The organism is Ruegeria sp. AK11 (assembly GCF_056541095.1).
In genome coordinates this window covers 48,787-70,377 of record NZ_JBQFXU010000002.1, presented here as the reverse complement: position 1 = coordinate 70,377, position 21,591 = coordinate 48,787, and the positions used below count along the sequence as shown (strand labels likewise).

The following is a 21,591-nucleotide window of genomic DNA, read 5'->3' as shown; positions in this document are numbered from 1 at the left end:
GGGGCAGGGGCCGGGGCGTCAATGCAATCCCTTGCGACTCCGGGTTTGCGGGGGTAGATCGCGCATATGTACACGATCGCTGCCCTCTATCACTTTACCCGATTCCCAGACCCCGTCACACTGCGCGAACCGTTGCTTGATCTGTGCCGCGCGCAGTCCGTCACGGGAACGCTGTTGCTGGCGCAGGAAGGTATCAACGGCACCATCGCAGGTCCACGCGCCGGGATCGATGCGGTATTGGCACATATCCGGGCCTTGCCCGGTTGCTCGGATCTGGAGTGGAAAGAGGCGACCTCGGACCATCCGCCTTTCGGCAAGATGAAGGTGCGCCTGAAGAAAGAGATCGTGACCATGGGTCAGCCGGATGTCGATCCGCGCGCCCGTGTCGGCAACTATGTCGATCCGCAGGACTGGAATGATCTGATCCGTTCGGACGATGTCGTGGTGATCGACACCCGCAATGACTACGAAGTGGCGATCGGCACGTTTGAAGGCGCAATCGACCCTGAAACAGCCAGTTTCCGCGAATTTCCTGCCTGGTGGGAGGCGAACAAGGACCGCTTTCACAACAAGCGCGTTGCCATGTTCTGCACCGGCGGCATCCGGTGCGAGAAGTCCACCAATTACCTGCTGGGGCAGGGGGTCGATGATGTCTATCACCTCAAAGGTGGCATCCTGCGCTATCTTGAAGAGATGCCATCCGAAGACAGCTCGTGGCAGGGTGAATGTTTTGTGTTCGACAATCGTGTCTCGGTAGGGCACGGCCTTGTTGAAGGACCGCACAAGCTGTGCCATGGCTGCCGTCGCCCGATCCTGCCCGAGGATATGAAACGCCCCGAATATGAACATGGTGTGTCCTGTCACCAATGCATCGACGAGACCTCCGAGGCCGACAAGATGCGCTTTCGTGAACGGCAAAAACAGATAGTGCTTGCGCGCAAGCGGGGCGAGCCGCATTTGCGGCAGGACTGAAAGCGGGTTGCAGGCCCTTGCTTTAGGTCGGATGATCACCGTCAGACTAGGCTGAGAGGGCGTTCATGCACCGCAAACCCACAACTCTGGAAGAATGGAAATCGACCCTGATTGCTGCATTGGGGCTGGTTCTGACAAGTTTTCTTGCCTGGTTCGGGCTATCGCGTCTTAACGAAACCGCTGCGGGTGACATGATCGGAACAATCGCGTCGGTTGGCCTGCTGATCTGGCTGGTGTCGCAATCCTGGTACTACATGACACAGGTGAAATCGCCGCGACGGCTTTTGTTCCTGATGGGCGTGTCATTCATCCAGGTCGTCCCGTTCCTGTTCGCCGCCGTCTACGGGGCTTTTGGGTACAACGACAACTGTGTGGTCGGGGCGCAGGGTCCGGGGGATGTCCTGTATTTCTCATATGTCACCTTCACCACGGTCGGGTATGGCGACATGTCCCCGACCGGCCTGTGTCGCGGGCTTGCAGTGTCCGAGGCTGTGACCGGTTACATTCTGCTGGGTATGTTTGTTGCGGCTGCGGTTGCGCTTTATACCCGCAATCATGCGCCAGAAGACCCTAAGTAAGGGTTATCTGTTGTGATCAATCCAGCGGGACATCATTTTCTTGTCCCGAAAACACTCGGACGGGATCGGGCGGTGCTTGCTGCGTGAGATCCGTTCGGCGAATGCCACCTGCTTGCCCGTCGGGTAATCGTCGAATTGCGAGGTGCCGCGCGGTTTGTGGGCCGAAATCCAGTCGGACAACAACCGCCTGTCGCGCTGCGCCTCGACCGGGATCTCAAGCGCTGATTTCTCGGCAATGGCGCGCGCATATCGCATCTGCCGGTCTGTTACCGGAAGCAGATGGTAGTCGTTGTTTGGCCCGTTCAGTGCCACGTGGCGCATGTGCTGGGTCATCGGTTTGTCCTCTGACTATGTGGAACATATATAGAACATTAACCAAAAATTTCAAGGTTTGTGAGCGATGGCAGGCGTTATCTTGCCGCTTGGATGATTTTATTGACTGGCTAGTCAATAACCGTTAGGGCCGATTCCAAACGACCAAATGCCCCGTCCGGACGGGTGTTTAAGAAAAGGACACGGTATGAAGTTTCAGCCCAAGGCCAGCCATTTCATTGACGGCGCCTATGTCGAGGATACCGAAGGCGCGGCCATTGACGTGATCTACCCCGCTACCGGCGAGGTGATTGCCCGTCTGCATTCGGCGACACCGGCGATTGTGGAAAAGGCTTTAAACAGCGCGAAAACCGCTCAGGCAGCCTGGGCCGCACTGACCGGAACAGAACGCGGCCGCATTCTGCGCCGCGCGGCCGACATCATGCGCGACCGCAACTACGACCTGTCTGTTCTGGAAACCCATGACACCGGCAAACCGATTCAGGAAACCACGGTGGCAGATGCCACATCAGGTGCGGATGCGCTGGAGTATTTCGGCGGGTTGGCCGCCTCTCTGACCGGCGAGCATATTCCGCTGGGCGGTGGCGATTTCGTCTACACCATCCGTCAGGCGCTGGGCGTTTGCGTCGGCATCGGGGCGTGGAACTATCCCACGCAGATTGCCTGCTGGAAAGGTGCCCCGGCGCTGGCCTGCGGCAACACGATGGTCTTCAAGCCCTCGGAAACGACGCCCCTTTCGGCGTTGAAAGTGGCCGAGATTCTTGTCGAGGCCGGTGCGCCCAAGGGTGTCTACAACGTGATTCAGGGCTATGGCGACGTAGGCGCCGCGCTGGTCACCGATCCGCGTGTGGCCAAGGTCTCGCTGACCGGATCGGTGCCGACAGGCCGCAAGGTTTATGCCGCGGCGGCTGACGGTATGAAGCACGTGACCATGGAACTGGGCGGCAAATCTCCGATGATCGTCTTTGACGATGCCGACATCGAAAACGCGGTGTCCGGCGCGATCCTTGGCAACTTCTATTCATCGGGCCAGGTCTGTTCCAACGGCACCCGCGTCTTTGTGCAAAAAGGGATCAAGGATGCCTTCCTGAAACGCCTGTCCGAACGTCTGGCCAACGCCAAAATCGGCGATCCGATGGACGAGGACGTCAGCTTTGGCCCGATGGTCAGCGAAAACCAGTTGAACATCGCGCTGAGCTATGTCGACAAAGCCAGGGCCGAGGGCGCAAGGCTGGTCTTTGGCGGCAACCGGATCGAAGGCGGCGGTTTCTACATGCAGCCAACCGTTTTTGCTGATGTGACCGATGACATGACCATCGCGCGCGAGGAAATTTTTGGTCCTGTCATGTCGGTGCTGGATTTCGACACGGAATCCGAGGTCATGGCCCGTGCCAATGACACCGAATTTGGTCTGGCCGCAGGCGTGTTCACCAATGACCTGACCCGCGCGCACCGTGTTGTGGCCGGGTTCGAGGCGGGAACCTGTTATATCAACACCTATAACCTTGCCCCGGTCGAAGCCCCGTTCGGCGGATCGAAAATGTCGGGTGTCGGACGCGAGAATTCGAAGCTGGCGATCAACCATTTTTCGGAAATGAAAACGGTCTACGTTTCCATGAATGACGTCGAAGCCCCTTACTAGGGTCGCTTCTTCGTTCGTTTTCCTCTGTTCCCGACATTTGGCGTCGGGAACAGAGTACAAGCCCGCCCTTACCTGTGGCTGACTTTCCTGTACCGGCCCCGCCCGACAGGAGAGCTCTCATGGCGCATAACCCGCAGACAATTACATTTTCCAGGGTTGCCGATTTCACGCTGACCCGCGCGGCCTCGGACATGCCTGAAAGCGCACTAGAGGCTGCGGCGCTGATGATGCTCGACACGATGGGGATCCTGATCGCATCCGGCCCGATGCAGGCAGGCGTGATCGCGCGGGACACGGCGGCATTGCTTTATGCCAGTACCGATCCTGCATATGGCGCACGGATGTTGTTCGATGGCCGCACCGTCAGCATGGCGGGTGCCGCCTATGCTGCCGCCACGCAAACCGACAATCTGGACGGTCACGACGGATATAACCCCACCAAGGGCCATATCGGGGTGGTCGTGTTGCCAGCGCTGGCTGCACTGGCCGAACATTGCCCGAATCTGACCGGACCCGAGGCTTTGGCGGCGGTCGTTGCCGGGTACGAGGTGGCCGGGCGCGCGGGCCTGTCGCTGCACGCAAGTGTCAGCGATTACCACACATCCGGTGCCTGGAACGCGCTTGGCGTGGTTGCGATGGCGGCGCGCCTGCGCGGATTTTCTGTCGACCAGATGCGGCAGGCGATGGGAATTGCCGAATATCACGGTCCACGCAGCCAGATGATGCGCGAGATTGCCAACCCCACAATGCTGCATGACGGGTCGGGTTGGGGCGCGATGGTGGGGCTGTCCGCCGCTGTTCTGGCCGAACGCGGCTTTACCGGCGCGCCCGCCATCACAATCGAGGCGGAAGAGGTCACACCCTACTGGGAGGATCTGGGAACCTTTTGGCAGGTCGAACATCAATACGTGAAACCCTATCCGATCTGTCGCTGGGCCCATGCCGCGATTGATGGCGTGCGCGCTGTCATGATCGCGCATGACCTGACCAGCACGCAGATCGAAACTTTGCATATCAGCAGCTTTCATCAGGCGGCCTGCCTTTTTGCGGGACTGCCCGAAACAACTTCGCAAGCGCAGTATTCCCTGCCATTTGCCGTGGCAGTTCAGGCCGTTTACGGGCGCATCGGCGTTGAACAAATCTCAGGGTCTGGCCTGTCTGATCCTGCGGTCGCCAATCTGATGTCCCGCATCACGGTCGCGGAAAGCGAACACCACAGCTCCCGGTTTCCCGAAGGGCGCTGGGCAGACGTCACGATCACGACAACGGATGGCCGTGTTCTGAAATCCGGGGATATTCATGCCCGCGGCGGCCCCGAGGCCCCCATGTCACGGGACGATGTCATCGCCAAGTATACGCAGTTTGCGGCCCCCGTGCTTGGACAAGATCGTGCCGACCGCATCCGTCAAGTGATACTTAGTTGGCCGGACAAAAGCGCGCGGTATGCAGACCTGACACCGCTGATTTTTGATCCACCAGAACCGTGAACCGCGCCCCGACCCGCCTGCAACGATCCGGGCAACTGGACCGGTTGGCTGTGAAACCTCACTCCACCCTGACCGTGTTCAGCATTTCGACGATCCTCTGCCGCGTTGCCAGACTGTCCTCCAGCAGGCTTCCCGCATCCGCCAACGGCTTGCCTGACACGCGAATCGGCGGGGCTAAAAGGGCCTCGGAGGTTTGGTTGAGGCTTGCGTACTTTCCGTCAGAGGGCCCAATCCTTTCCTCCGGTAACCCGGCCAGCCATAGGTATCGGTTTGCTTCTTCCTGTTGCCCGCGGTTCTGCATGAGTTCGGCCACCGCCGCATAGTCCTGTACCTTGTCCAACGCCTGCGCCTGCAGGACGAGCGCCTCGTCCGAGGTATCATTGGCCAGCTCAAGCATGGCCTGTTGCGGGCGGTCCGACAACAACGCCGCACGGGCGCGCAGACGGGCACGCTCTGACCGCCGGGCCCGATCCTCAGGCCTGTTTGCCAGCGCAACGGCCTGATCGGCAAAGCCAAGCACGGCCAGGCGTTCGGCCAGTGTAATCACGGTATCCGTGGATAGCGCCGCCGCCCGACCCGACTGCTGCACCAATGTGACCTGACGCAAAAAGGTAAGGTCGTCTGAGCGTTCTGCCAGCAGTTGCAGGTGACGGTTGAAAGCGCTGTTGCTGTCCGAACCGTCTGGCAAAGACTGGATCACATCGAATGCGCTGTCGAAATCCTGGCTCAGACCCAGGGCAATCGCATGGGTGCGGTTCATCATCGGGCCCAGTTCAGATCGCCGGAACTCGATCGCGTAAGACGCGGCCAGTTCAAGTTCCCTTGAAGACACAGTCTTGCGGTCGGACCACCGCTTTTCCACCAGCCGCGCCAAAGCCAAAGGCGCCTCGGACTTGGCCCCGGCCGAGGTCGCGACTTCGGTCAACAGCGCCTCTTCAAGGGCGCTGTCGCCTTCGGCTTCGGCGACGCCAGCACGGGCCAGCGTGGTGTTCGGGGACGGCTTCTGTTCAACCCGGTCGACCGAACGCATGATTCTTCGCGCGGCCTCCAGTTCCTGCGCGTCTGTCAGGATATCCGAAAGTCGCGCGCCAAGGTGGCGGCGAAGATGCTCTGGCAGCTTTGCAAAGCTGTGTTCGATGGCTTCAAGATGTGCATCAGGTGCCAGCTTTCCCTCAGATAGCACGGCCCAAAGTGCGACGTCGCTGTTGCACCGTTGCTGGCCCCTGAATGGATTTGAAACCTGTGCTGGCCGCTCATCCACCAGCCGTGCAATCCCTTCAACACGTCCAGCCTCATCAGGTGGGGGGGGCAATAACTGCAAAACCTTCAGCGCCTCGGCCCCAAAGCCGTTATAGGCATAGAGCTTTGCCAGCTTCAGCGCGCTTTCCGCGTCAAGACGGTCGAACTCTTTGTATAGGGCGGTGCGCAAGGCGGACACCTGCTCTGGAAACGGGCGCGTCCCGGACCATGTCGTGAACCCGAGTTCAGCCGTTGAGATACAAACCGGGTTGTTATCGATCTGCTGCAAACCAGAGTTCAGAATGTCCTGCAGATCATCCAGAACCGAGGTCACGCGGATGTTCGATGTCAATCCGGGTAACAGCGTCACGGACTCGGACGAGGCAGAACGGCGCGGTCCGACAGGTGCCAAATTCAGGTCCAGCAGCTCACGATCCGCCCCTTGCACCAGACGGGTCGACAACTGATCCCTGATCCCGTGCGTCTTCCCGGTCAGAAGCGGCAGGTCCAGCTGGGAAAGAAGCTTGTGTTCCGCGGGAGAAGCTTTCGGCGCTGCCGGTTTTTTTCGGGTCGGCGGAGGGATTTCCGCAAGCAAGGGCGGCAGAGCTATTGCTGGTGCAATGTCCAAAACGATCATCGAGTTTCGAAACAGGAACGCCGACGCCGTGCAGTCGCACCCGAATTCCAGCTCAAGCGCACTACCGGGTTGCGCCTGCGACAGCGCGGCCAGCCGATCTGATGTCAACCGCCCGAACACCGAACCCGCCCGAAATGTGACATCCTTCAGGTCAATTGCCAGCTTGGCGCCGTTCTTGCGTTGGCTCAGAACCCAGCCCGTATCCGGTGGAACGGTGAAAACCAGCCGGGTGTAGCCGTCATGTTCACCGGACCGCACAGTCACCTCTTCAGAGGTTGCGGCCGTTGCAAGTGTGATCAATGCTGCAACCAGTATCGCGGTTTGCCTCATGCCGCGGCCCGTTTGAGCTCTTTCAACGCATCCTCAAGCTCAGAGAAATCAGGGCGGTTATGCGTTGGTGTGTTCTGGCGTCCGACCTCAATGCACATAGCAGCATTGTGGTTGTGCAAGTTTGCAACCAAAACTTCCTTGATCAACTGATAGAAGTGGTTGTCTTCCTCGACAACGGATTTCAGCTTGGCCGCAAAGGGACCAACCAGACCGTAGGCCAGAAAGACACCCAGAAACGTACCCACAAGGGCGCCGCCGATCAGTTTTCCCAGAACTTCCGGTGGCTGATCAATGGACCCCATTGTCTTGATTACCCCCAGAACGGCGGCGACAATTCCAAGCGCGGGCAGGCCGTCGGCCACGGTTTGCAAGGCGTGGCTCGAATGCAGGGCATGGTGGAAATTCGCTTCCATCCGTTTCTCAAGAACCTCTTCGACCTGATGCGGATCGTCGTAATTCATCGCCGCGGACCGCATCGTGTCGCAAATCAGATCAACCGCTTCCTTGTCGGCCTGAATTCTGGGGTAGGACGAAAACAGGTCCGAGCTGCCGGGGTCTTCGATATGCTGTTCCACCTCTACCGGATTGGCGCGGGCAATGCGGATGAGGGAAAACAGCAGGCACAACAGGTCGCGGTAATCCTCGGGCTTCCATTTCGGGCCTTTAAAGACCTTCCCCATGTCCTTGATCGTGTGTTTCACGCCGCCGATGTCGTTGCTGATCAAAAAGGCACCAACCGCGGCACCACCGATCATCATCATCTCAAACGGAAGCGACTTTAGAATGATGGTCATCTTGCCGCCAGCGGCCAGATAGCCGCCGAAGACCATCACGAAAATGACGACAATTCCAACTATTCCAATCATCTGAGATCTCCGGCTATGTGTGTTGCAACTGCGGGGAACACGGGCGACTATTCCTGAGGGGCCGAGGCGTTTCGGCCCGCCATGACAACGCTGATCGTATAGGCCGCTTCGGGGCTGAGCCCCGCCAGAACCCCGGCTGCCGCATCCGGTGACATGCGTGACAGAAACCCGGCGGCAAAGGTCGGGTCCATGGTTTCGAACAGCGCAGCCGCGTCTTTCGGCTTCATGTTCTGATAGACATCGGTCAGGCGCGTCAGGTCGTTTTCCGCCGCCCTGTCCGCCAGCGCCAGAGTGGTGCGCAACGACTCCTCGGCCTCCTCAAGCGCGGCCATGCGCATCTCGATAGCCTGACCCGCGATTTCCAGAGCGTTTTCCCGCTCGCGCAGCATGTCTTCCTTTTGTTTGACACGCTCTTCCCGGCGCAAAAGCTCTGTCAGCAAAACCTGCATGTCACGGGTGTCGGACGGGACGGGTTCATCGTGTTCCGCCTCAGGTTTGGCTGGTTTGGCAAAGGCGGGTCCGGCTTCCAGTCCGATGCGGATAGCGGCCGAGCCGATCATCAGCAATGAGATCACGGCAAGCACCCCTCCGCGGGGCCGCGCGTTGGGAGTGTTGATCCGCGGGCGGCTCATGCCTGCGCCTCGCCTTGCTTGCGGTCATGCCGGAAGAACATCAGCCCCTCAGGTGCGCGTGCCTGTTCTTGGGGCGCAGCGGCTTCGCTGGCCTGCGGCTCGGGTTTGCCTTCGTGCTTCACGCTCTCCGGAACTTCGGTGATGGTACTTGTCTCTGAAACCTCTGCCTCGGGTTGGGGATCAGCGTCTTTTTCGGGCACGACGTCGTGCATTGACGCCATCATGAGTTCCAGCCGCTGTGCCACCGTTTCGGCGCGCCCCGTCAGCGCCTTAAGCTGGTCGCCTGACTGATCAGAGGCGTTTCGCGCATCATCCAGTGATTTCCGCAGCTCTTCCGCTTGGGTTGACAACACCGCTACCGCGCCGCCGACGCCCTTTTCAAGATCGGCAAAACGCTTGAGACGGCGCGACAGCACAAAACAATACAGACCCGCACCCATGGCGCCGGCGACCAGCAAAATATCCGCAATCAGCTCCAATTTCGCCTCCTAGTTCAGAACAAATTCCATCACCAGCACGTCGCGCACGCGACCTTCGCCAACGACAATCTCGATGCGGCGTAGCAGGTGGCCCCGGATGCGCATCAACGCCAGTGAATCCTCAAGATCCATTAATTCGACGGCCCGCAGATACCCGTTCAGGACATCCATGATTCGCGGTCGCATTTTTTCCACGTCAGTCATGTACGGGGCGTTAACCTCAAGCTGTGCGTGAAACTTCAGATGCCGCGCGCCGCCGGAATTCACCGAAACGATCACCGGCGGCAAATCGAGAAAGGCAACATCCGCCAATGCCTTGGCCGGTTCTTCCTTTTCCAAGTCATGGCTTTCCGCCTTCTCGGCCTTGTTCCCCAGCGGCAGCAGCCCGGACGAGGTCAGGAAATACCCACCGGCGGCACCGGCGATGGCCAGAATCACCCCGACGATCATTCCTTTTTTCCCCTTCTTTTCCGGGGTTTCCGCCTGTTCAGCCGTTGCGTCGGTCATGACGTCCTCATTCCTGTGATCTGTCCTGTCATAACCTCGCAGGGACTAACCGATTGTTAAGGGCAATCGTCCAAACAGAGGATGCGCCGGGCAGAATGTCGGCGAGTCGGAGGTGAGCGTGCAGCAGATCGGAACTGTCTGGGCAAGTTTGGACAGGCGTAAACAAATCGTCGTTGCCGGTGCGGTTGTGCTGGTGTTTCTCGGGATCCTCGGAATGTCGCGCCTTGCGACAGCGCCGTCGATGACCCTGCTTTACGCGGGTCTGGAAAGCGGGGCCGCCGGGGATATCGTGCGCGCGCTGGACCAGCGTGGCGTGGCCTACGAGATTCGGGGCGGATCAATTTACGTCTCGGGCGCACAGCGGGACGAGCTGCGGATGACTTTGGCCAGTGAAGGTCTGCCGGCCAACGGCAACAAGGGCTATGAACTGCTGGATTCGCTAAACGGCTTCGGCACCACATCCCAAATGTTCGATGCTGCCTACTGGCGCGCGAAAGAGGGGGAACTGGCGCGCACAATCGTGGGCAGCCCGCATGTCAGCCAGGCCCGCGTTCATATTGCCAACGGCTCTGCCAATCCGTTTCAGCGCAGCGTCGCACCGACGGCTTCGGTTTATCTGGTGCCCTCGGGGGGCGATATCACTAGCGATCAGGCCAAGGCCATCCGGTTTCTTGTCGCCTCTGCCGTTAGTGGTCTGTCGCCTGAAAGCGTGACAGTGATCGATTCGAACGGGTCCGTGATTGGTGGGCAGGACACCGCCGTGGCCGCCGACACGGCAGATGACAAGGCGCGGCAGCTGCGGGAACGGGTTCTGCGTCTGGTCGAAGCGCGAGTTGGCACGGGAAATACCGTGGTCGAGGTCAGCGTCGATACTGAAACCAGGACAGAATCCCTGCGTGAGCGGCGCTTTGACCCCAAAGGCAGGGTGGCGATCAGCACGGATGTCGAGGAACGCTCCGACAGCGCGCGCAACCAGTCAGCCGATGTCACGGTGGCCTCAAACCTGCCCGACGGCGATGGTGCGGGGGGGGACGAATCGAATTCGACCGCGACCCAGACACGTGAGCGGGTGAATTACGAGGTTTCCGAAACCGAGCTGGAAGTGCACACCGCCCCCGGTGCGATCAAACGCCTGACGGTTGCCGTTCTGGTCAACGGGACGCGGGCGCTGGATGCTTCGGGCGCTGAATCCTTCACGCCGCTGCCGCAAACAGAACTTGACGCACTTGAGGAGCTGGTGGCCTCGGCTGTGGGATTTGACGCCGCGCGCGGGGACGTCATCACGCTGAAATCATTGGATTTACCAGTGGTCACGCCGCAAGGCACGCTGGTTTCCTCGTCGCTTTGGCAAAACATCCATCTGGACGCCATGTCACTGATCCAGATGGCCGCGCTGGCGCTGGTGTCGCTGGTGCTGGCGTTGTTCGTGATCCGTCCGATCCTGATGAAACCTGCGATGGTCCCGGCGCTGTTGCCAGCTGCGGAGGGACGGGCACCGGCCCCGTCGGTCCTGACCGGTGAAATTGCAGCCGACGGAACGGCAGAGTTCACGCCACTGCCCCAACAAGGGACCGTTCCCGTGCTTGGGGTCAGTGCCATCGGGGACCCGGTTGATCGGTTGCGCGCAATGATCGGCGACAAACAGGAAGAAACGGTCGAGATCCTGCGCAGTTGGCTTGAAGAAGGTGAGGAGCGCGTGTGATGTCCATCGCTCATCTGCTTGAGGATTTCACCACCCGAACCAGCGCCGGAGCAGTTCTGTATCTGGACGAGGAAGCGCTTGAGGAACAACGCCTTGCCGCGTTCGAAAGCGGGTACGGCGCCGGTTGGGAGGATGCCGCGCAGGCGCAGGAACAGAACCGCGGCCGCGTTTCAGCTGAACTGGCGGGTTCGCTTGAGGATATGTCCTTCACCTATCACGAGGCGCTTAACCGGATGACATTGTCTCTGGAACCGATGTTCGAAAGCCTGGTTCAGACCGTATTGCCTGACATGGTCGAACGCGGGCTGGCCGCCCGGATCGTCGAACAGCTTTGCGAGATGGCGCGCATGGAAATCGAACAACCGATGCAGATCATGGTGCCGGAAGGGTGCGCGCAAGCCGTTCAATCCCTGCTGCCGCAGACCTTGCACTCCGCACCGCGCGTCATCGAAGACCCTGGCCTGGCCCCCGGACAGGCGCGATTGCAGGTCGGCACAGGCCGGCGCGAGATTGATTGCGCGGCCCTGCTGTCCACCATTGCACAGGCATTTGACGCATACGTCTTTGAGGCAAGAAAGGCTTTGTCCAATGAATGACACCCAGTTCCCGAAAACCGAAAAACCCAATCCTTTCGAAACGGTTCCGATTGAAGTGACCGTTTCGGTTGGCCGCGCCCGCCCGTTGATCCGGGACTTGCTGAACATGGGTGAGAACGCGGTGCTGACCCTGGACAAGCGGATCGAGGACCCGGTCGACCTTTATGTCGGGGATCAGCTGGTGGCACGCGGGGTGCTTGAGGAGATGGAGGGCGATCAGGCTGGGCAACTGGCCGTGCGCCTGACCGAGATTGCGGATCTGCAAAACGGAATCGGCTGATGCGCTATGTGATCTGGCTGGGTCTGGCTGTAGTGGTGTCCCTGCCGTCGATGGCGGCGGCTCAGGATGTAACCCTGTCGCTGGGCGAAGGCGGTTCGATCTCGGCCCGCACCATCCAGCTGATCCTGTTGATCACGGTGCTCAGCGTTGCTCCGGGTCTGGCGATCATGATCACCTGTTTCCCGTTTCTCATCACCGTTCTGTCGATCCTGCGGCAGGGTGTCGGCCTGCAGCAATCGCCGCCGAATATGCTTTTGGTCAGTCTTGCGCTGTTTCTGACCTATTTCATCATGGACCCGGTGTTCACCGAGGCCTGGACCGCGGGAATACGCCCGATGATGGAAGAAACCATGGCGGTCGAGCCCGCGCTGGAACGCGCGTTAGAGCCGTTTCGCACCTTCATGGCGAACCGGCTGGATTCAGATACGTTTTATGCAATGGCGGCCCTGCGCCCCGGCGGTGACGCGGTCGAGCTGTCTGCCCAGGCCCCGTTATCGGTGTTGATGCCCTCTTTCATGCTGTCCGAGATCGCGCGTGCCTTTCAGATCGGGTTCCTGATCTTCCTGCCCTTTCTGATCATCGATCTTGTGGTTGCGGCGGTGCTTATGTCGATGGGCATGATGATGGTGCCACCTGCCATCGTGTCTTTGCCGTTCAAGCTGGCGTTTTTCGTAATCGCCGACGGGTGGGCTTTGATCGCAGGCGCGTTGGTTCGCAGCTACATGCCGTAAATCTGTCAGGCACGCGCATCATGAGAAAGGGTCAGGCAGACCCGACCCTCTTGAACTTCCAAAAACACGAGCTGTCCGGCACACTTTTGTGCCGGAAACGGCTTAACCCGTCTTTTTCAGATCCGTGATCAGTTGGTTCAGGTTGCCTTTGCGGGCATCCAGCATTGCGCCAATCTCGGTGCGTTCGGTCAGCAACAGATTCACGCCTTCGATGAACATGTTGTAGAACTTGTCGCGGCCGGATTTGTCGGAAACAAGGAACGTCACATCGAACGGGGCTGATCCGCGCAGCTTGACCATCGTGCGAACCTCGAACCCGGCCTTGATCCTGCGGGCATTGCGAACATCGACCTCACCGCCGATGAACTCGCGGAAACGGCGGCCGTATTTGCGCGAGATATAACCCTGAAATGCAGCGGTGAACTGTTTCAGCTGGGTCGGGCTGGCTGAGCGGGCATCCGCACCCAGCGCATAGCGCGCCATGATCGGCACGTCGGCATATTGAGCGAAGATCTTTTCGAAATCGCGCAGCATCGCTTTTTCGGACTTGCCCGACTCGATCACCCGGTTGATGTCGGTAACCACGCTGGTCACAAGCGCCTTGGCGGCGGCCTCGGTCTGGGAAAAGGCAGGTACGGGTAGCACTGCCAGCGCCAGCCCGGCTGCGATAAAATGACGGCGGTTCAACGCGTTATTCGGCATAGGGGTCCTCGTAGGGGTCAAGATAGGGGTCCCTGACCGGGTCCGTTCCGGTTTCGGCATAGGGGTCAGAATACAAGTCCAGATAGGCGTCTTCGTCATCTCTTGCCAGTTCGAAGCGGCGGTTTTGCAAATAGATCAGGCGGGCCTGCGCATAGCTGTCAGCACTTTCGTAAAGAATGGAATCGACAGTGTCCGAGAACCGGCCCCGATCTCCCATGCGCCGTACGATCTCGGCGTAGACGCCAAGGTTGTCGGTGGGGCGGGTCGGGCTGAAATTGATCGGGTTCGAGAACAGGTTGACCACAACCCCAATCGCATCCCTTTGGGTCGACGGGCCATAGAATGGCAGCTCGATATAAGCGCCTTCACCCACTCCCCAGACATGCAGGGTCTCACCGAAATCCGTGTCCACCGGTGGCAGGTTCAGCTCATCAGCGGGCGAAGACAGGCCAAAGCCACCAACGGTCATGTTGATCACAAAGCGCAGCAGGGCGTTGCCCATCTGTTTCGGGTTGCCCTGAAGCAGGTAGTCAACAGCCTGACCGGGCAGCGAGATGTTTTCGGCAAAAGTGCTGAAACTGGTGACCATCGGGTCAGGAACGATTTTGACATAGCCTTTCGAGGCCGGCCGGAACAGAAACCGGTCAACACCCAGATTGAACTTGTGAATTCCCCGGTTCGCATTTTCATACGGGTCAAACACGTCACTGCGCGAGGCACCCTCGGGCGGCGTGGTTGCACAGGCGGACACAACGGCCATGAGCGACAGTAAAACAAGGTGTTTCAGGCGAAATCTGCTCGACACGATCTTTGTCTCTCCTAAATGGCCCGGCATATGCGCCTGCCGGACATTCAATCAATAATCCACCAAAATCCACGTGCCGGAGCGGCACAAGTTGCAGTCACATAGTCGTTTCAGGTCTTAAATGAAACACCTTGCGTGTAACCTGTTCATCACGGTGGGGTAAAGTGACCGTCGATCAACAGTGAATTTTCAGTAAAGATACGCTCAGATCGCAGGAAGGCCGAAATTTACCGGTTTCCGTCTTTCCCAATCCGTGCTTCCCGGTTAGCGTCCCGCAGAGTTGAATTTAGGGAAGGACCCTCGCAATGAGCATCGCTGCCAAACTGGAAAGCCTCGGTGTAACGCTGGAAGACGCGCCCGCGCCTGCGGCCAACTATGTGCCTTTCGTGCGTGTCGGCAACATCCTTTATGTATCTGGCCAGATCTCGAAGACTGATAAGCTGATCACCGGAAAACTGGGCGATGACTTGGATGTCGAAGCCGGGGCTGCGGCGGCGCGTGTCTGCGCGATCAACCTGCTGGCACAGGTCAAGGCGGCTTGCGGCGGCGATATCGAAAAGCTGGTCCGCGTGATCAAGCTGACCGGATTCGTGAACTCGACCGCTGAATTCACGGCACAGCCGCAGGTGATCAACGGCGCGTCCGATTTTCTGGTCGAGGTGCTGGGCGATGCCGGTCGCCATTCGCGTTCCGCCGTCAGCGCGGCGTCGCTTCCGCTGGGTGTCGCGGTCGAGATCGAAGGCATTTTCGAAATCGAATGACGCCGCCCCTACCAGATGTGTTTTTGCAGGCCCCGATTGCGCATCGGGCGCTGCACGACATTACCAAGAACCGCCCGGAAAACAGCCGGGCGGCCATTCGTGCCGCGATTGAAGCTGGCTACGGGATCGAGATCGATCTTCAACTGACATCGGACGACCAGGCAATGGTCTTTCACGATTATGACATGACCCGTCTGACCGGGCAGTCGGGCCCCATTCAGCAGGTCACGGCACTGGCCGCCTCTGGCACGCCGCTTCTGCATGGGGATGACGGCATTCCGACACTGGATGATGTGCTGGAAATTGTCGCGGGCCGGGTGCCGTTGCTGATCGAATTAAAGGATCAGGACGGGGCGATGGGCACGAAGGTGGGCGCGCTTGAACGCGACACCGTACGCGCGTTGCAGGGCTACAAAGGCCCGGTGGCCCTGATGTCCTTCAATCCCAACTCGGTCGCTGAACTGGCGCGGCTGGCCCCGCATCTGCCGCGCGGGATCACGACCTGCGCGTATGAGCCCAGTGTCGAGCTTTTGCCGCAAAGCGTCTGCGATCACTTGCGCGATATCCCGGATTTCGACCGTGTCGGCGCCAGTTTCATCAGCCACGAAGCCGCAGACCTGTCGCGCCCCCGCGTGGCGGAACTCAAGGCGCGGGGCGTGCCGATCCTGTGTTGGACAATCCGGTCGCCCGAACAAGAGGCAGAAGCCCGCAAGGTTGCCGACAATGTGACCTTCGAAGGCTATTTGGCCGCGCATTCGACTTGAACCCCCTCCGTGCGGTCACAGATAAAGGACAGGCGCGGAGGACATATGGATCAGGCACAGATCGAGATTCAGGTACTGGGCGCTCTGTCGCAGATTTCAGAGGCAGAGTGGGATGCCTGCGCCTGCCCCGAAGCTGCCGATGGCGGGCGGCCGCTTGGTCCCTTTACCACACATCGCTTTTTGCTGGCGCTGGAGGACAGCGGCTCGGTCGGGCGTGGCACCGGCTGGCAGCCGCAATACCTGACCGCCTATCATGACGGGATGTTGATCGCGGCGGCCCCGATGTATGCCAAATCGCACAGCCAGGGTGAATATATCTTCGATCACAGCTGGGCCCATGCCTATGAAAGCGCGGGCGGGCGGTATTACCCCAAACTGCAAATCGCGGTGCCGTTCACCCCGGCAACCGGGCGGCGGTTTCTGGTGCGTCCGGGCTATGAACGGATCGGCATGTCGGCGCTGGTTCAGGGGGCGGTGCAGCTTGCGGCTGACAACCGGGTTTCGTCCCTTCACGTGACCTTCTGTACCGAAGACGAAGCCCTTGCTGGTGAACAGATGGGCCTGATGCTGCGCCGATCGCAGCAGTTTCACTGGCTGAACGATAACTATTCAGATTTCGACGACTTCCTGAGCGCGCTGTCGTCGCGCAAGCGCAAAACTATCCGGAAAGAACGCGCGCAGGCCTGTGGGTTTGGCGGCGGGATCCGCACTCTGACCGGTGACCAGCTGCGCCCCGAACACTGGGACGCGTTCTGGCGGTTCTATCAGGACACCGGATCGCGCAAATGGGGCTCACCCTACCTGACGCGGCAGTTCTTTGATATTGCTCAGGACACGATGGCAGATGACATGGCCCTTGTGATGGCAGAACGGAATGGCTTTCCCATTGCGGGTGCGTTGAACTTTATCGGCCGGGAAACCCTTTTTGGGCGCTATTGGGGCTGCATCGAACATCATCCCTGCCTGCATTTCGAACTGTGCTATTATAGGGCAATCGACTTTGCCATTGCTCACGGTCTGGCCCGGGTCGAGGCAGGCGCACAGGGCGAACACAAGCTGGCGCGAGGGTACCTGCCAACACGCACGCATAGCTTGCATTGGGTCGGCGATCCGGGTTTTGCTGATGCGGTCAAGAAATATCTGGACGCCGAAGGCCACGCAGTGGAAGAAGAGATCGAGATTCTGACGGATTACGGCCCGTTCAGGAAATCGAACCCGGAGGAACAGCAATGACCGAACTCTTGTCGACCGAAACCCGTGGCCCGCTGCTGGATCCGCTGTTCAAAAACGGTTGGACCATGGTTGAAGGCCGCGATGCGATCACCAAGACTTTCATTTTCGACAATTTCGTCCATGCCTTCGGCTGGATGACACAGGTGGCAATCTGGGCCGAGAAGTGGAACCATCATCCCGAATGGTTCAATGTCTACCGCACGGTCGAGGTTGTCTTGTCGACCCATGATGTGGGCGGCCTGTCCTCGCTGGATGCCAAACTGGCCCGAAAGATGGACAGTCTGTGCTAGCGGTCGTTGCGGCCTGACCCTTCACCGCCAGCCAGCGATGCGGCAGTGCCCATCTGCCGGAACTCGGCAGGCGTGACAGTGCCGTCGCTGACGTCAATCGCTCTTGGAATACCCGTGGTCTTGTTTCCGATCTGGCGCACACTGCGCGCGGCCGGGTTGATATCCAGACACTTGGTTTCATAGCAGGTCAGGCCAGACAGGTTGATCTGAATGCGGGCCTGCCCGTCCGGGCCTGTCACCAACGGGGCCTGCGGCACGTCACAGGCCGCAACCAGCGCCAGCGCTGTCAAACCGAGCCATTTGTTCATCTCATGCTCCTGCCATTAATCAAGCTGACCATTCCCGTTCTGATCGGCAGACAGGAAATCCTCGCCCATCTGGGTGTCAAATTCAGGTCTTGAGATTACGTTGTCGCCGTTTCGGTCAGCGTTGCGGAACAGTTTGATGTCCATGAACGGTTTGGCCTCGGCCTGACCCAAAGTGCCGTTCCTGTCTTCGTCCATCGTCTGAAAGGCGTAATCCGAGAAAGCATCGAACTCGTCTTTGGACAGGAACCCGTCATTGTTGGCGTCGATGGCCTTCAACTCGTTTTCGTGCAGTTCAGCCACGCTTTCGGCGTGACCCGAACCGGCCAAAGCCACCATGAACATCACTAGGCTTAGCTGTTTCATATCGACCTCCTCAGCACGCGAATCTCTGACCTTCGATGCCGCCAGCGGCAGCGCCCGCTGCGGTCAGGATCGTCTTGCCTGATCCGCCACCAAACTGGTTGCCGATTGCGCCCCCGATCAGCGCCCCGCCCAACGTTCCGCCCAGACAGGCGATTTCGTGCTGGCGTGCAGCTTGCTGTTGCTGAGTTGGGACCGGTCCACAGGCCGCCAAAAGGGCCGCGCCGGACAGTAATAGGTAGAACGCGTTAAGTTTCATGAAAAACTCCCCGTATGAATACGCCAAGTATTCGCGCTCTGGGGCGGTGCTTCAAGTTAAATTGGCGGCGAAAGGCCCCGGTCGGACCGGGGCCGATCAAAATCAGATCACATCCAACAGGCCTTCACCGGCGGAAATCTCGCAGGCGCCGGGGTTTTCTTCCATATTCAGCACCGTGACCGTGCCATCCTCGACCAGCATTGCATACCGCTTGGACCGCGCGAAAAGCCCCACGGGCGGCGCGTCGAAATCCATGCCGATGGCCTTGGTGAACTCTGCCGCTGCGTCCGACACCATGGTCAGCCCCGCCTCGGTCGCGCCTGTGGATTGCCCCCACGCCTGCATCACAAACGGATCATTGACCGAAAGGCACAGGATCTCGTCCACGCCCTTGGCGTCAAACTGTTTCTTTGTGCGGATGAAACTGGGCACATGGGCGGTCGTGCAGGTTCCGGTATAGGCCCCCGGCACGGCAAAGATCACCACCTTGCGGCCTTTGGTCTTGTCTGAAATCCGCACCTCTTCCGGCCCGTTCGCACCCATCTGGATCAGCGTTGCTTCGGGTAGGGTATCTCCTGTTGAAATCATTATTCAGCTCCTGTCGTTTGGATTTGCAGAAATGTGCTTAGCCGCAATATAGGTGGTCTGAACACGGTGACCACTTGAAAACTACGGGGTAGGCAAAGCATGAACCATATTGTCGTGATCGGCGCGGGGCAGGCAGGCGCCTCTTTGGTGGCTCGTCTGCGCAAGGACGGGTTTGCGGGTGAGATCACTCTGATCGGGGCCGAGCCGCATCTGCCCTATCAACGCCCACCCCTGTCCAAAGCCTATCTGCTGGGCGAGATGGAGCTTGAGCGTCTGTTCCTGCGGCCCGAAAGTTTTTACACGGAAAACAACATCACCCTGCGTTTGGGTCAGCGCGTCACCGGTATCGACCCCAAGGCCAAAACGGTCACCCTGGGGGATGAGGTTATCTCTTACGACGAACTGGCGCTGACCACCGGATCGGACCCGCGCCGCCTGCCTGCCGCGATTGGTGGCGATCTGGACGGTGTGCATGTGGTGCGCGATCTGGCCCATATCGACGAGATGGAGCCCAAAGTGACCGAAGGCGCCCGCGCGCTGATCGTGGGCGGCGGGTATATCGGGCTCGAAGCTGCCGCTGTCTGCGCCAAGCGCGGCGTCAAGGTCACTCTGATTGAAATGGCCGACCGTATCCTGCAACGGGTCGCAGCGCCCGAGACCAGCGATTATTTCCGCGCGTTGCACAGTGCATACGGCGCTGACATCCGCGAGGGTGTCGGGCTGGATCGTCTGATCGGCGAAAACGGCAAGGTCACCGGCGCGGTTCTGACCGACGGCACAAAGTTGGACGTTGATTTTGTAGTGGTTGGCGTCGGCATTGCACCCGCGACCCAGCTGGCCGAGATGGCCGGGCTGGAACTGGATAACGGCATCAGGACCGACGCCCATGGCCGCACGTCCGACCCGTCGATCTGGGCGGCTGGCGATTGCGCCTCTTTTCCGCATGGCGAAGGCCGCATCCGTCTGGAAAGCGTCCCCAACGCCATTGATCAGGCCGAGATCGTGGCCCAGAACATGCTGGGCGCGGCCAAGGATTATGTGGCAACCCCGTGGTTCTGGTCGGATCAATACGACGTCAAGCTTCAGATCGCGGGCCTGAACACCGGATATGACCGCGTGGTGACGCGGCAGGGCGAAGGGCAGACCGTATCCTTCTGGTATTACAACGGTGACAAGCTGATTGCGGTCGACGCGATGAACGATCCGCGCGCCTATATGGTTGGCAAGCGCCTGATCGAGATGGGAAAAACGGCAGACCCGGCCGTCGTGGCCGACCCGGATGCAGACCTTAAACCGCTGCTCAAGGCATGAGGATCATCGCCGGAGAGTTCCGCGGTCGCGCCCTGACCCCCATCGGCAAGGGCGATGCGGGCGCACATCTGCGCCCGACCACCGACCGGGTGCGCGAAAGCCTGTTCAACGTGCTGGCCCATCAGATCGATTTCGACGGCCTGCGCGTGCTGGACCTGTTTGCTGGCACCGGGGCGCTTGGGCTCGAAGCGCTGTCACGCGGCGCGGCACATGTCACCTTCGTTGATGACGGGCGCGTGGCGCAGGGTTTGATCCGCAAGAATATCGACCTGACCCGCAGTGCCGGGCGCACCGACCTGATCCGCCGCGATGCAACCCGGTTGGGCGAAAATCCGGGCGCACCCTACGATCTGATCTTTCTGGACCCGCCCTATGGCAAGGCCATGGGACAGAAAGCCATCGCCGCGCTGTCCAATGGCTGGATCGCGGATGATGCGCTGCTGGTTTGGGAAGAAAACTCACGGATGCAGGCTCCGGCCGGGTTCACGTTGCACGACAGCCGCAAATATGGCGACACCTATATCTCATTGATGCGGAACGGTGATCAAAGTGCATGATCTGGTCATTTTCGATTGCGATGGCGTTCTGGTCGACAGCGAGGTGATCTCGAACCAGGTGCTGGCGGACAATCTGGCGGGCTATGGCCTGCACCTGACCTTGCCCGAATGCATGTCCCTGTTTGTGGGCGGAACCATGGTCGGGGTGCGCGACAAGGCGCGTGCGATGGGCGCTGATCTTCCCGAAGACTGGATTGATCAGGTCTATGCCGAAACCTACGACCGCCTGCGCGCCGGTGTGCCTTTGGTGCCGGGTGTCGCGGACCTGCTTGCGGCGCTGGATCAGCGGGGCATCCCCTGTTGCGTGGCCTCAAACGGCAGCCCGGACAAGATGCAGATCACGCTGGGCCAGAATGGGCTTTGGGACCGGTTCAAAGATGTGATGTTCTCGGCCCATGTGCTTGGCACCGGCAAGCCTGATCCAAAGATGTTCCAACTGGCGGCCGAGAATTTTGGCGCACAGGCCCCGGTGGTCATCGAAGACAGCCACAATGGCGTTACAGCCGCAATCCGGGCCAATATGCGCTGTCTGGCCTACGCGCCGCATGGCGGTGGTGACAGGCTGGCCGATCTTGGGGCCGAGGTGATCACGGATATGTCACAGGCGCACCCGCTGTTGGGACTCTGACTCCCAACTGTGCT

The 21,591-nt window shown here is 59.7% G+C and carries 27 protein-coding genes; 15 read left to right on the top strand and 12 right to left on the bottom strand.

Annotated elements, in window-relative coordinates; genetic code table 11:
• Positions 1–66: 66 nt before the first annotated feature.
• Both trhO and ACR0D9_RS07890 read left to right on the top strand, forming a co-directional pair.
• Entirely contained in the window at positions 67–972 is a 906-nt protein-coding gene (trhO, locus tag ACR0D9_RS07895; RefSeq protein ID WP_480487027.1) for an oxygen-dependent tRNA uridine(34) hydroxylase TrhO, read from the top strand.
• 65 nt (positions 973–1,037) lie between these two features.
• Positions 1,038–1,550, top strand: coding sequence for a potassium channel family protein (locus ACR0D9_RS07890; RefSeq protein ID WP_480487029.1), 513 nt, complete (start codon positions 1,038–1,040; stop codon positions 1,548–1,550).
• A gap of 3 nt (positions 1,551–1,553) precedes the next feature.
• Here the strand turns inward: ACR0D9_RS07890 and ACR0D9_RS07885 are convergent, their stop codons facing one another.
• On the bottom strand, positions 1,554–1,883 hold the full coding sequence (locus ACR0D9_RS07885; RefSeq protein WP_480487031.1) for a hypothetical protein: 330 nt from the start codon (positions 1,881–1,883) through the stop codon (positions 1,554–1,556).
• Positions 1,884–2,070: 187 nt separating this feature from the next.
• Between ACR0D9_RS07885 and betB the strand changes: the two genes are divergently transcribed.
• On the top strand, positions 2,071–3,525 hold the full coding sequence (betB, locus tag ACR0D9_RS07880; RefSeq protein WP_480538304.1) for a betaine-aldehyde dehydrogenase: 1,455 nt from the start codon (positions 2,071–2,073) through the stop codon (positions 3,523–3,525).
• Between the two features lie 119 nt (positions 3,526–3,644).
• On the top strand, positions 3,645–5,012 hold the full coding sequence (locus ACR0D9_RS07875; RefSeq protein ID WP_480538303.1) for an MmgE/PrpD family protein: 1,368 nt from the start codon (positions 3,645–3,647) through the stop codon (positions 5,010–5,012).
• 58 nt (positions 5,013–5,070) lie between these two features.
• Here the strand turns inward: ACR0D9_RS07875 and ACR0D9_RS07870 are convergent, their stop codons facing one another.
• Genes ACR0D9_RS07870 through ACR0D9_RS07850 form a run of 5 tightly spaced genes read right to left on the bottom strand, consistent with a single transcriptional unit; the run spans position 5,071 to position 9,702 of the window.
• Positions 5,071–7,218 (bottom strand): hypothetical protein, encoded by a 2,148-nt coding sequence (locus ACR0D9_RS07870; RefSeq protein WP_480538301.1) that lies wholly within the window; start codon positions 7,216–7,218, stop codon positions 5,071–5,073.
• Positions 7,215–8,084 (bottom strand): flagellar motor stator protein MotA, encoded by an 870-nt coding sequence (gene motA, locus ACR0D9_RS07865; protein WP_480484555.1) that lies wholly within the window; start codon positions 8,082–8,084, stop codon positions 7,215–7,217. Before motA ends, ACR0D9_RS07870 begins: the two co-directional genes overlap by 4 nt.
• Positions 8,085–8,131: 47 nt before the next feature.
• On the bottom strand, positions 8,132–8,716 hold the full coding sequence (locus tag ACR0D9_RS07860) for a MotE family protein (protein WP_480484556.1): 585 nt from the start codon (positions 8,714–8,716) through the stop codon (positions 8,132–8,134).
• Complete coding sequence (locus ACR0D9_RS07855) at positions 8,713–9,195, bottom strand: hypothetical protein (protein ID WP_480538299.1); 483 nt, start codon at positions 9,193–9,195, stop codon at positions 8,713–8,715. The genes ACR0D9_RS07860 and ACR0D9_RS07855 overlap by 4 nt, the downstream gene beginning before the upstream one ends.
• Positions 9,196–9,204: 9 nt before the next feature.
• Positions 9,205–9,702 (bottom strand): flagellar basal body-associated FliL family protein, encoded by a 498-nt coding sequence (locus ACR0D9_RS07850; protein ID WP_480487036.1) that lies wholly within the window; start codon positions 9,700–9,702, stop codon positions 9,205–9,207.
• A 118-nt stretch (positions 9,703–9,820) separates the two neighbouring features.
• Here ACR0D9_RS07850 and fliF point away from each other — a divergent pair, with 118 nt between their 5' ends.
• Genes fliF through fliP form a run of 4 tightly spaced genes read left to right on the top strand, consistent with a single transcriptional unit; the run spans position 9,821 to position 13,011 of the window.
• On the top strand, positions 9,821–11,404 hold the full coding sequence (gene fliF / locus ACR0D9_RS07845) for a flagellar basal-body MS-ring/collar protein FliF (RefSeq protein ID WP_480538297.1): 1,584 nt from the start codon (positions 9,821–9,823) through the stop codon (positions 11,402–11,404).
• Entirely contained in the window at positions 11,404–12,000 is a 597-nt protein-coding gene (locus ACR0D9_RS07840; RefSeq protein ID WP_480538295.1) for a FliH/SctL family protein, read from the top strand. The genes fliF and ACR0D9_RS07840 overlap by 1 nt, the downstream gene beginning before the upstream one ends.
• Positions 11,993–12,280: a FliM/FliN family flagellar motor C-terminal domain-containing protein gene (locus tag ACR0D9_RS07835; protein ID WP_267364617.1), complete on the top strand. Its 288-nt coding sequence runs from the start codon at positions 11,993–11,995 to the stop codon at positions 12,278–12,280. The genes ACR0D9_RS07840 and ACR0D9_RS07835 overlap by 8 nt, the downstream gene beginning before the upstream one ends.
• Positions 12,280–13,011: a flagellar type III secretion system pore protein FliP gene (gene fliP, locus ACR0D9_RS07830; protein ID WP_480484562.1), complete on the top strand. Its 732-nt coding sequence runs from the start codon at positions 12,280–12,282 to the stop codon at positions 13,009–13,011. Before ACR0D9_RS07835 ends, fliP begins: the two co-directional genes overlap by 1 nt.
• Positions 13,012–13,113: 102 nt before the next feature.
• On the opposite strand, the gene ACR0D9_RS07825 is transcribed toward fliP, so the two are convergent.
• Positions 13,114–13,713 (bottom strand): MlaC/ttg2D family ABC transporter substrate-binding protein, encoded by a 600-nt coding sequence (locus tag ACR0D9_RS07825; RefSeq protein ID WP_480484563.1) that lies wholly within the window; start codon positions 13,711–13,713, stop codon positions 13,114–13,116.
• Positions 13,703–14,473, bottom strand: a complete 771-nt coding sequence (locus ACR0D9_RS07820) for an MlaA family lipoprotein (protein ID WP_480484606.1) — start codon at positions 14,471–14,473, stop codon at positions 13,703–13,705. The genes ACR0D9_RS07825 and ACR0D9_RS07820 overlap by 11 nt, the downstream gene beginning before the upstream one ends.
• A gap of 350 nt (positions 14,474–14,823) precedes the next feature.
• On the opposite strand from ACR0D9_RS07820, the gene ACR0D9_RS07815 reads away from it, so the two are divergent.
• The 4 genes from ACR0D9_RS07815 to ACR0D9_RS07800 are packed head-to-tail and all read left to right on the top strand — an operon-like array spanning position 14,824 to position 17,566.
• Entirely contained in the window at positions 14,824–15,279 is a 456-nt protein-coding gene (locus ACR0D9_RS07815; protein ID WP_480474299.1) for a RidA family protein, read from the top strand.
• Positions 15,276–16,043, top strand: a complete 768-nt coding sequence (locus ACR0D9_RS07810; RefSeq protein ID WP_480474298.1) for a glycerophosphodiester phosphodiesterase family protein — start codon at positions 15,276–15,278, stop codon at positions 16,041–16,043. Before ACR0D9_RS07815 ends, ACR0D9_RS07810 begins: the two co-directional genes overlap by 4 nt.
• Before the next feature lie 45 nt (positions 16,044–16,088).
• A complete protein-coding gene (locus ACR0D9_RS07805) occupies positions 16,089–17,276 on the top strand; it encodes a GNAT family N-acetyltransferase (RefSeq protein WP_480538293.1) in 1,188 nt (395 codons plus the stop codon).
• The gene (locus tag ACR0D9_RS07800) at positions 17,273–17,566 is read left to right on the top strand and encodes a 4a-hydroxytetrahydrobiopterin dehydratase (RefSeq protein WP_209505128.1); all 294 of its coding nucleotides are present in this window, start codon (positions 17,273–17,275) and stop codon (positions 17,564–17,566) included. Before ACR0D9_RS07805 ends, ACR0D9_RS07800 begins: the two co-directional genes overlap by 4 nt.
• On the opposite strand, the gene ACR0D9_RS07795 is transcribed toward ACR0D9_RS07800, so the two are convergent.
• The 4 genes from ACR0D9_RS07795 to ACR0D9_RS07780 all read right to left on the bottom strand — a co-directional run bounded on the left by ACR0D9_RS07795 (position 17,563) and on the right by ACR0D9_RS07780 (position 19,081).
• On the bottom strand, positions 17,563–17,874 hold the full coding sequence (locus ACR0D9_RS07795; protein ID WP_480538291.1) for a hypothetical protein: 312 nt from the start codon (positions 17,872–17,874) through the stop codon (positions 17,563–17,565). The two genes, ACR0D9_RS07800 and ACR0D9_RS07795, sit on opposite strands and share 4 nt — an antisense overlap.
• A 15-nt stretch (positions 17,875–17,889) precedes the next feature.
• Positions 17,890–18,237 carry an EF-hand domain-containing protein gene (locus ACR0D9_RS07790; protein ID WP_480487044.1) on the bottom strand — a complete coding sequence of 116 codons (348 nt, stop codon included), beginning with the start codon at positions 18,235–18,237 and terminating at the stop codon, positions 17,890–17,892.
• A 10-nt stretch (positions 18,238–18,247) separates the two neighbouring features.
• On the bottom strand, positions 18,248–18,493 hold the full coding sequence (locus ACR0D9_RS07785; RefSeq protein WP_480487046.1) for a glycine zipper 2TM domain-containing protein: 246 nt from the start codon (positions 18,491–18,493) through the stop codon (positions 18,248–18,250).
• A 102-nt stretch (positions 18,494–18,595) separates the two neighbouring features.
• Complete coding sequence (locus ACR0D9_RS07780; protein ID WP_480474293.1) at positions 18,596–19,081, bottom strand: redoxin family protein; 486 nt, start codon at positions 19,079–19,081, stop codon at positions 18,596–18,598.
• A 99-nt stretch (positions 19,082–19,180) separates the two neighbouring features.
• Here ACR0D9_RS07780 and ACR0D9_RS07775 point away from each other — a divergent pair, with 99 nt between their 5' ends.
• The 3 genes from ACR0D9_RS07775 to ACR0D9_RS07765 are packed head-to-tail and all read left to right on the top strand — an operon-like array spanning position 19,181 to position 21,577.
• On the top strand, positions 19,181–20,392 hold the full coding sequence (locus ACR0D9_RS07775; protein WP_480484567.1) for an NAD(P)/FAD-dependent oxidoreductase: 1,212 nt from the start codon (positions 19,181–19,183) through the stop codon (positions 20,390–20,392).
• Positions 20,389–20,949, top strand: coding sequence for a 16S rRNA (guanine(966)-N(2))-methyltransferase RsmD (rsmD, locus tag ACR0D9_RS07770; protein WP_480487048.1), 561 nt, complete (start codon positions 20,389–20,391; stop codon positions 20,947–20,949). Before ACR0D9_RS07775 ends, rsmD begins: the two co-directional genes overlap by 4 nt.
• Positions 20,942–21,577: an HAD family hydrolase gene (locus ACR0D9_RS07765; RefSeq protein WP_480487050.1), complete on the top strand. Its 636-nt coding sequence runs from the start codon at positions 20,942–20,944 to the stop codon at positions 21,575–21,577. Before rsmD ends, ACR0D9_RS07765 begins: the two co-directional genes overlap by 8 nt.
• The last annotated feature ends 14 nt before the right edge of the window (positions 21,578–21,591 follow it).

Excerpts from the sequence above, each read along its gene's own strand:
- ACR0D9_RS07870 (WP_480538301.1), bottom strand. The coding sequence starts at position 7,218 with ATGAGGCAAACCGCGATACTGGTTGCAGCATTGATCACACTTGCAACG.
- motA (WP_480484555.1), bottom strand. The coding sequence starts at position 8,084 with ATGATTGGAATAGTTGGAATTGTCGTCATTTTCGTGATGGTCTTCGGC.
- ACR0D9_RS07875 (WP_480538303.1), top strand. The coding sequence starts at position 3,645 with ATGGCGCATAACCCGCAGACAATTACATTTTCCAGGGTTGCCGATTTC.
- ACR0D9_RS07840 (WP_480538295.1), top strand. The coding sequence starts at position 11,404 with ATGTCCATCGCTCATCTGCTTGAGGATTTCACCACCCGAACCAGCGCC.
- ACR0D9_RS07785 (WP_480487046.1), bottom strand. The coding sequence starts at position 18,493 with ATGAAACTTAACGCGTTCTACCTATTACTGTCCGGCGCGGCCCTTTTG.
- ACR0D9_RS07835 (WP_267364617.1), top strand. The coding sequence starts at position 11,993 with ATGAATGACACCCAGTTCCCGAAAACCGAAAAACCCAATCCTTTCGAA.
- ACR0D9_RS07815 (WP_480474299.1), top strand. The coding sequence starts at position 14,824 with ATGAGCATCGCTGCCAAACTGGAAAGCCTCGGTGTAACGCTGGAAGAC.
- ACR0D9_RS07860 (WP_480484556.1), bottom strand. The coding sequence starts at position 8,716 with ATGAGCCGCCCGCGGATCAACACTCCCAACGCGCGGCCCCGCGGAGGG.
- ACR0D9_RS07780 (WP_480474293.1), bottom strand. The coding sequence starts at position 19,081 with ATGATTTCAACAGGAGATACCCTACCCGAAGCAACGCTGATCCAGATG.
- fliP (WP_480484562.1), top strand. The coding sequence starts at position 12,280 with ATGCGCTATGTGATCTGGCTGGGTCTGGCTGTAGTGGTGTCCCTGCCG.
- trhO (WP_480487027.1), top strand. The coding sequence starts at position 67 with ATGTACACGATCGCTGCCCTCTATCACTTTACCCGATTCCCAGACCCC.
- ACR0D9_RS07790 (WP_480487044.1), bottom strand. The coding sequence starts at position 18,237 with ATGAAACAGCTAAGCCTAGTGATGTTCATGGTGGCTTTGGCCGGTTCG.
- ACR0D9_RS07775 (WP_480484567.1), top strand. The coding sequence starts at position 19,181 with ATGAACCATATTGTCGTGATCGGCGCGGGGCAGGCAGGCGCCTCTTTG.
- ACR0D9_RS07820 (WP_480484606.1), bottom strand. The coding sequence starts at position 14,473 with ATGGCCGTTGTGTCCGCCTGTGCAACCACGCCGCCCGAGGGTGCCTCG.
- ACR0D9_RS07805 (WP_480538293.1), top strand. The coding sequence starts at position 16,089 with ATGGATCAGGCACAGATCGAGATTCAGGTACTGGGCGCTCTGTCGCAG.
- rsmD (WP_480487048.1), top strand. The coding sequence starts at position 20,389 with ATGAGGATCATCGCCGGAGAGTTCCGCGGTCGCGCCCTGACCCCCATC.
- ACR0D9_RS07795 (WP_480538291.1), bottom strand. The coding sequence starts at position 17,874 with ATGAACAAATGGCTCGGTTTGACAGCGCTGGCGCTGGTTGCGGCCTGT.
- ACR0D9_RS07810 (WP_480474298.1), top strand. The coding sequence starts at position 15,276 with ATGACGCCGCCCCTACCAGATGTGTTTTTGCAGGCCCCGATTGCGCAT.
- ACR0D9_RS07890 (WP_480487029.1), top strand. The coding sequence starts at position 1,038 with ATGCACCGCAAACCCACAACTCTGGAAGAATGGAAATCGACCCTGATT.
- ACR0D9_RS07800 (WP_209505128.1), top strand. The coding sequence starts at position 17,273 with ATGACCGAACTCTTGTCGACCGAAACCCGTGGCCCGCTGCTGGATCCG.
- ACR0D9_RS07825 (WP_480484563.1), bottom strand. The coding sequence starts at position 13,713 with ATGCCGAATAACGCGTTGAACCGCCGTCATTTTATCGCAGCCGGGCTG.
- ACR0D9_RS07885 (WP_480487031.1), bottom strand. The coding sequence starts at position 1,883 with ATGACCCAGCACATGCGCCACGTGGCACTGAACGGGCCAAACAACGAC.
- betB (WP_480538304.1), top strand. The coding sequence starts at position 2,071 with ATGAAGTTTCAGCCCAAGGCCAGCCATTTCATTGACGGCGCCTATGTC.
- ACR0D9_RS07850 (WP_480487036.1), bottom strand. The coding sequence starts at position 9,702 with ATGACCGACGCAACGGCTGAACAGGCGGAAACCCCGGAAAAGAAGGGG.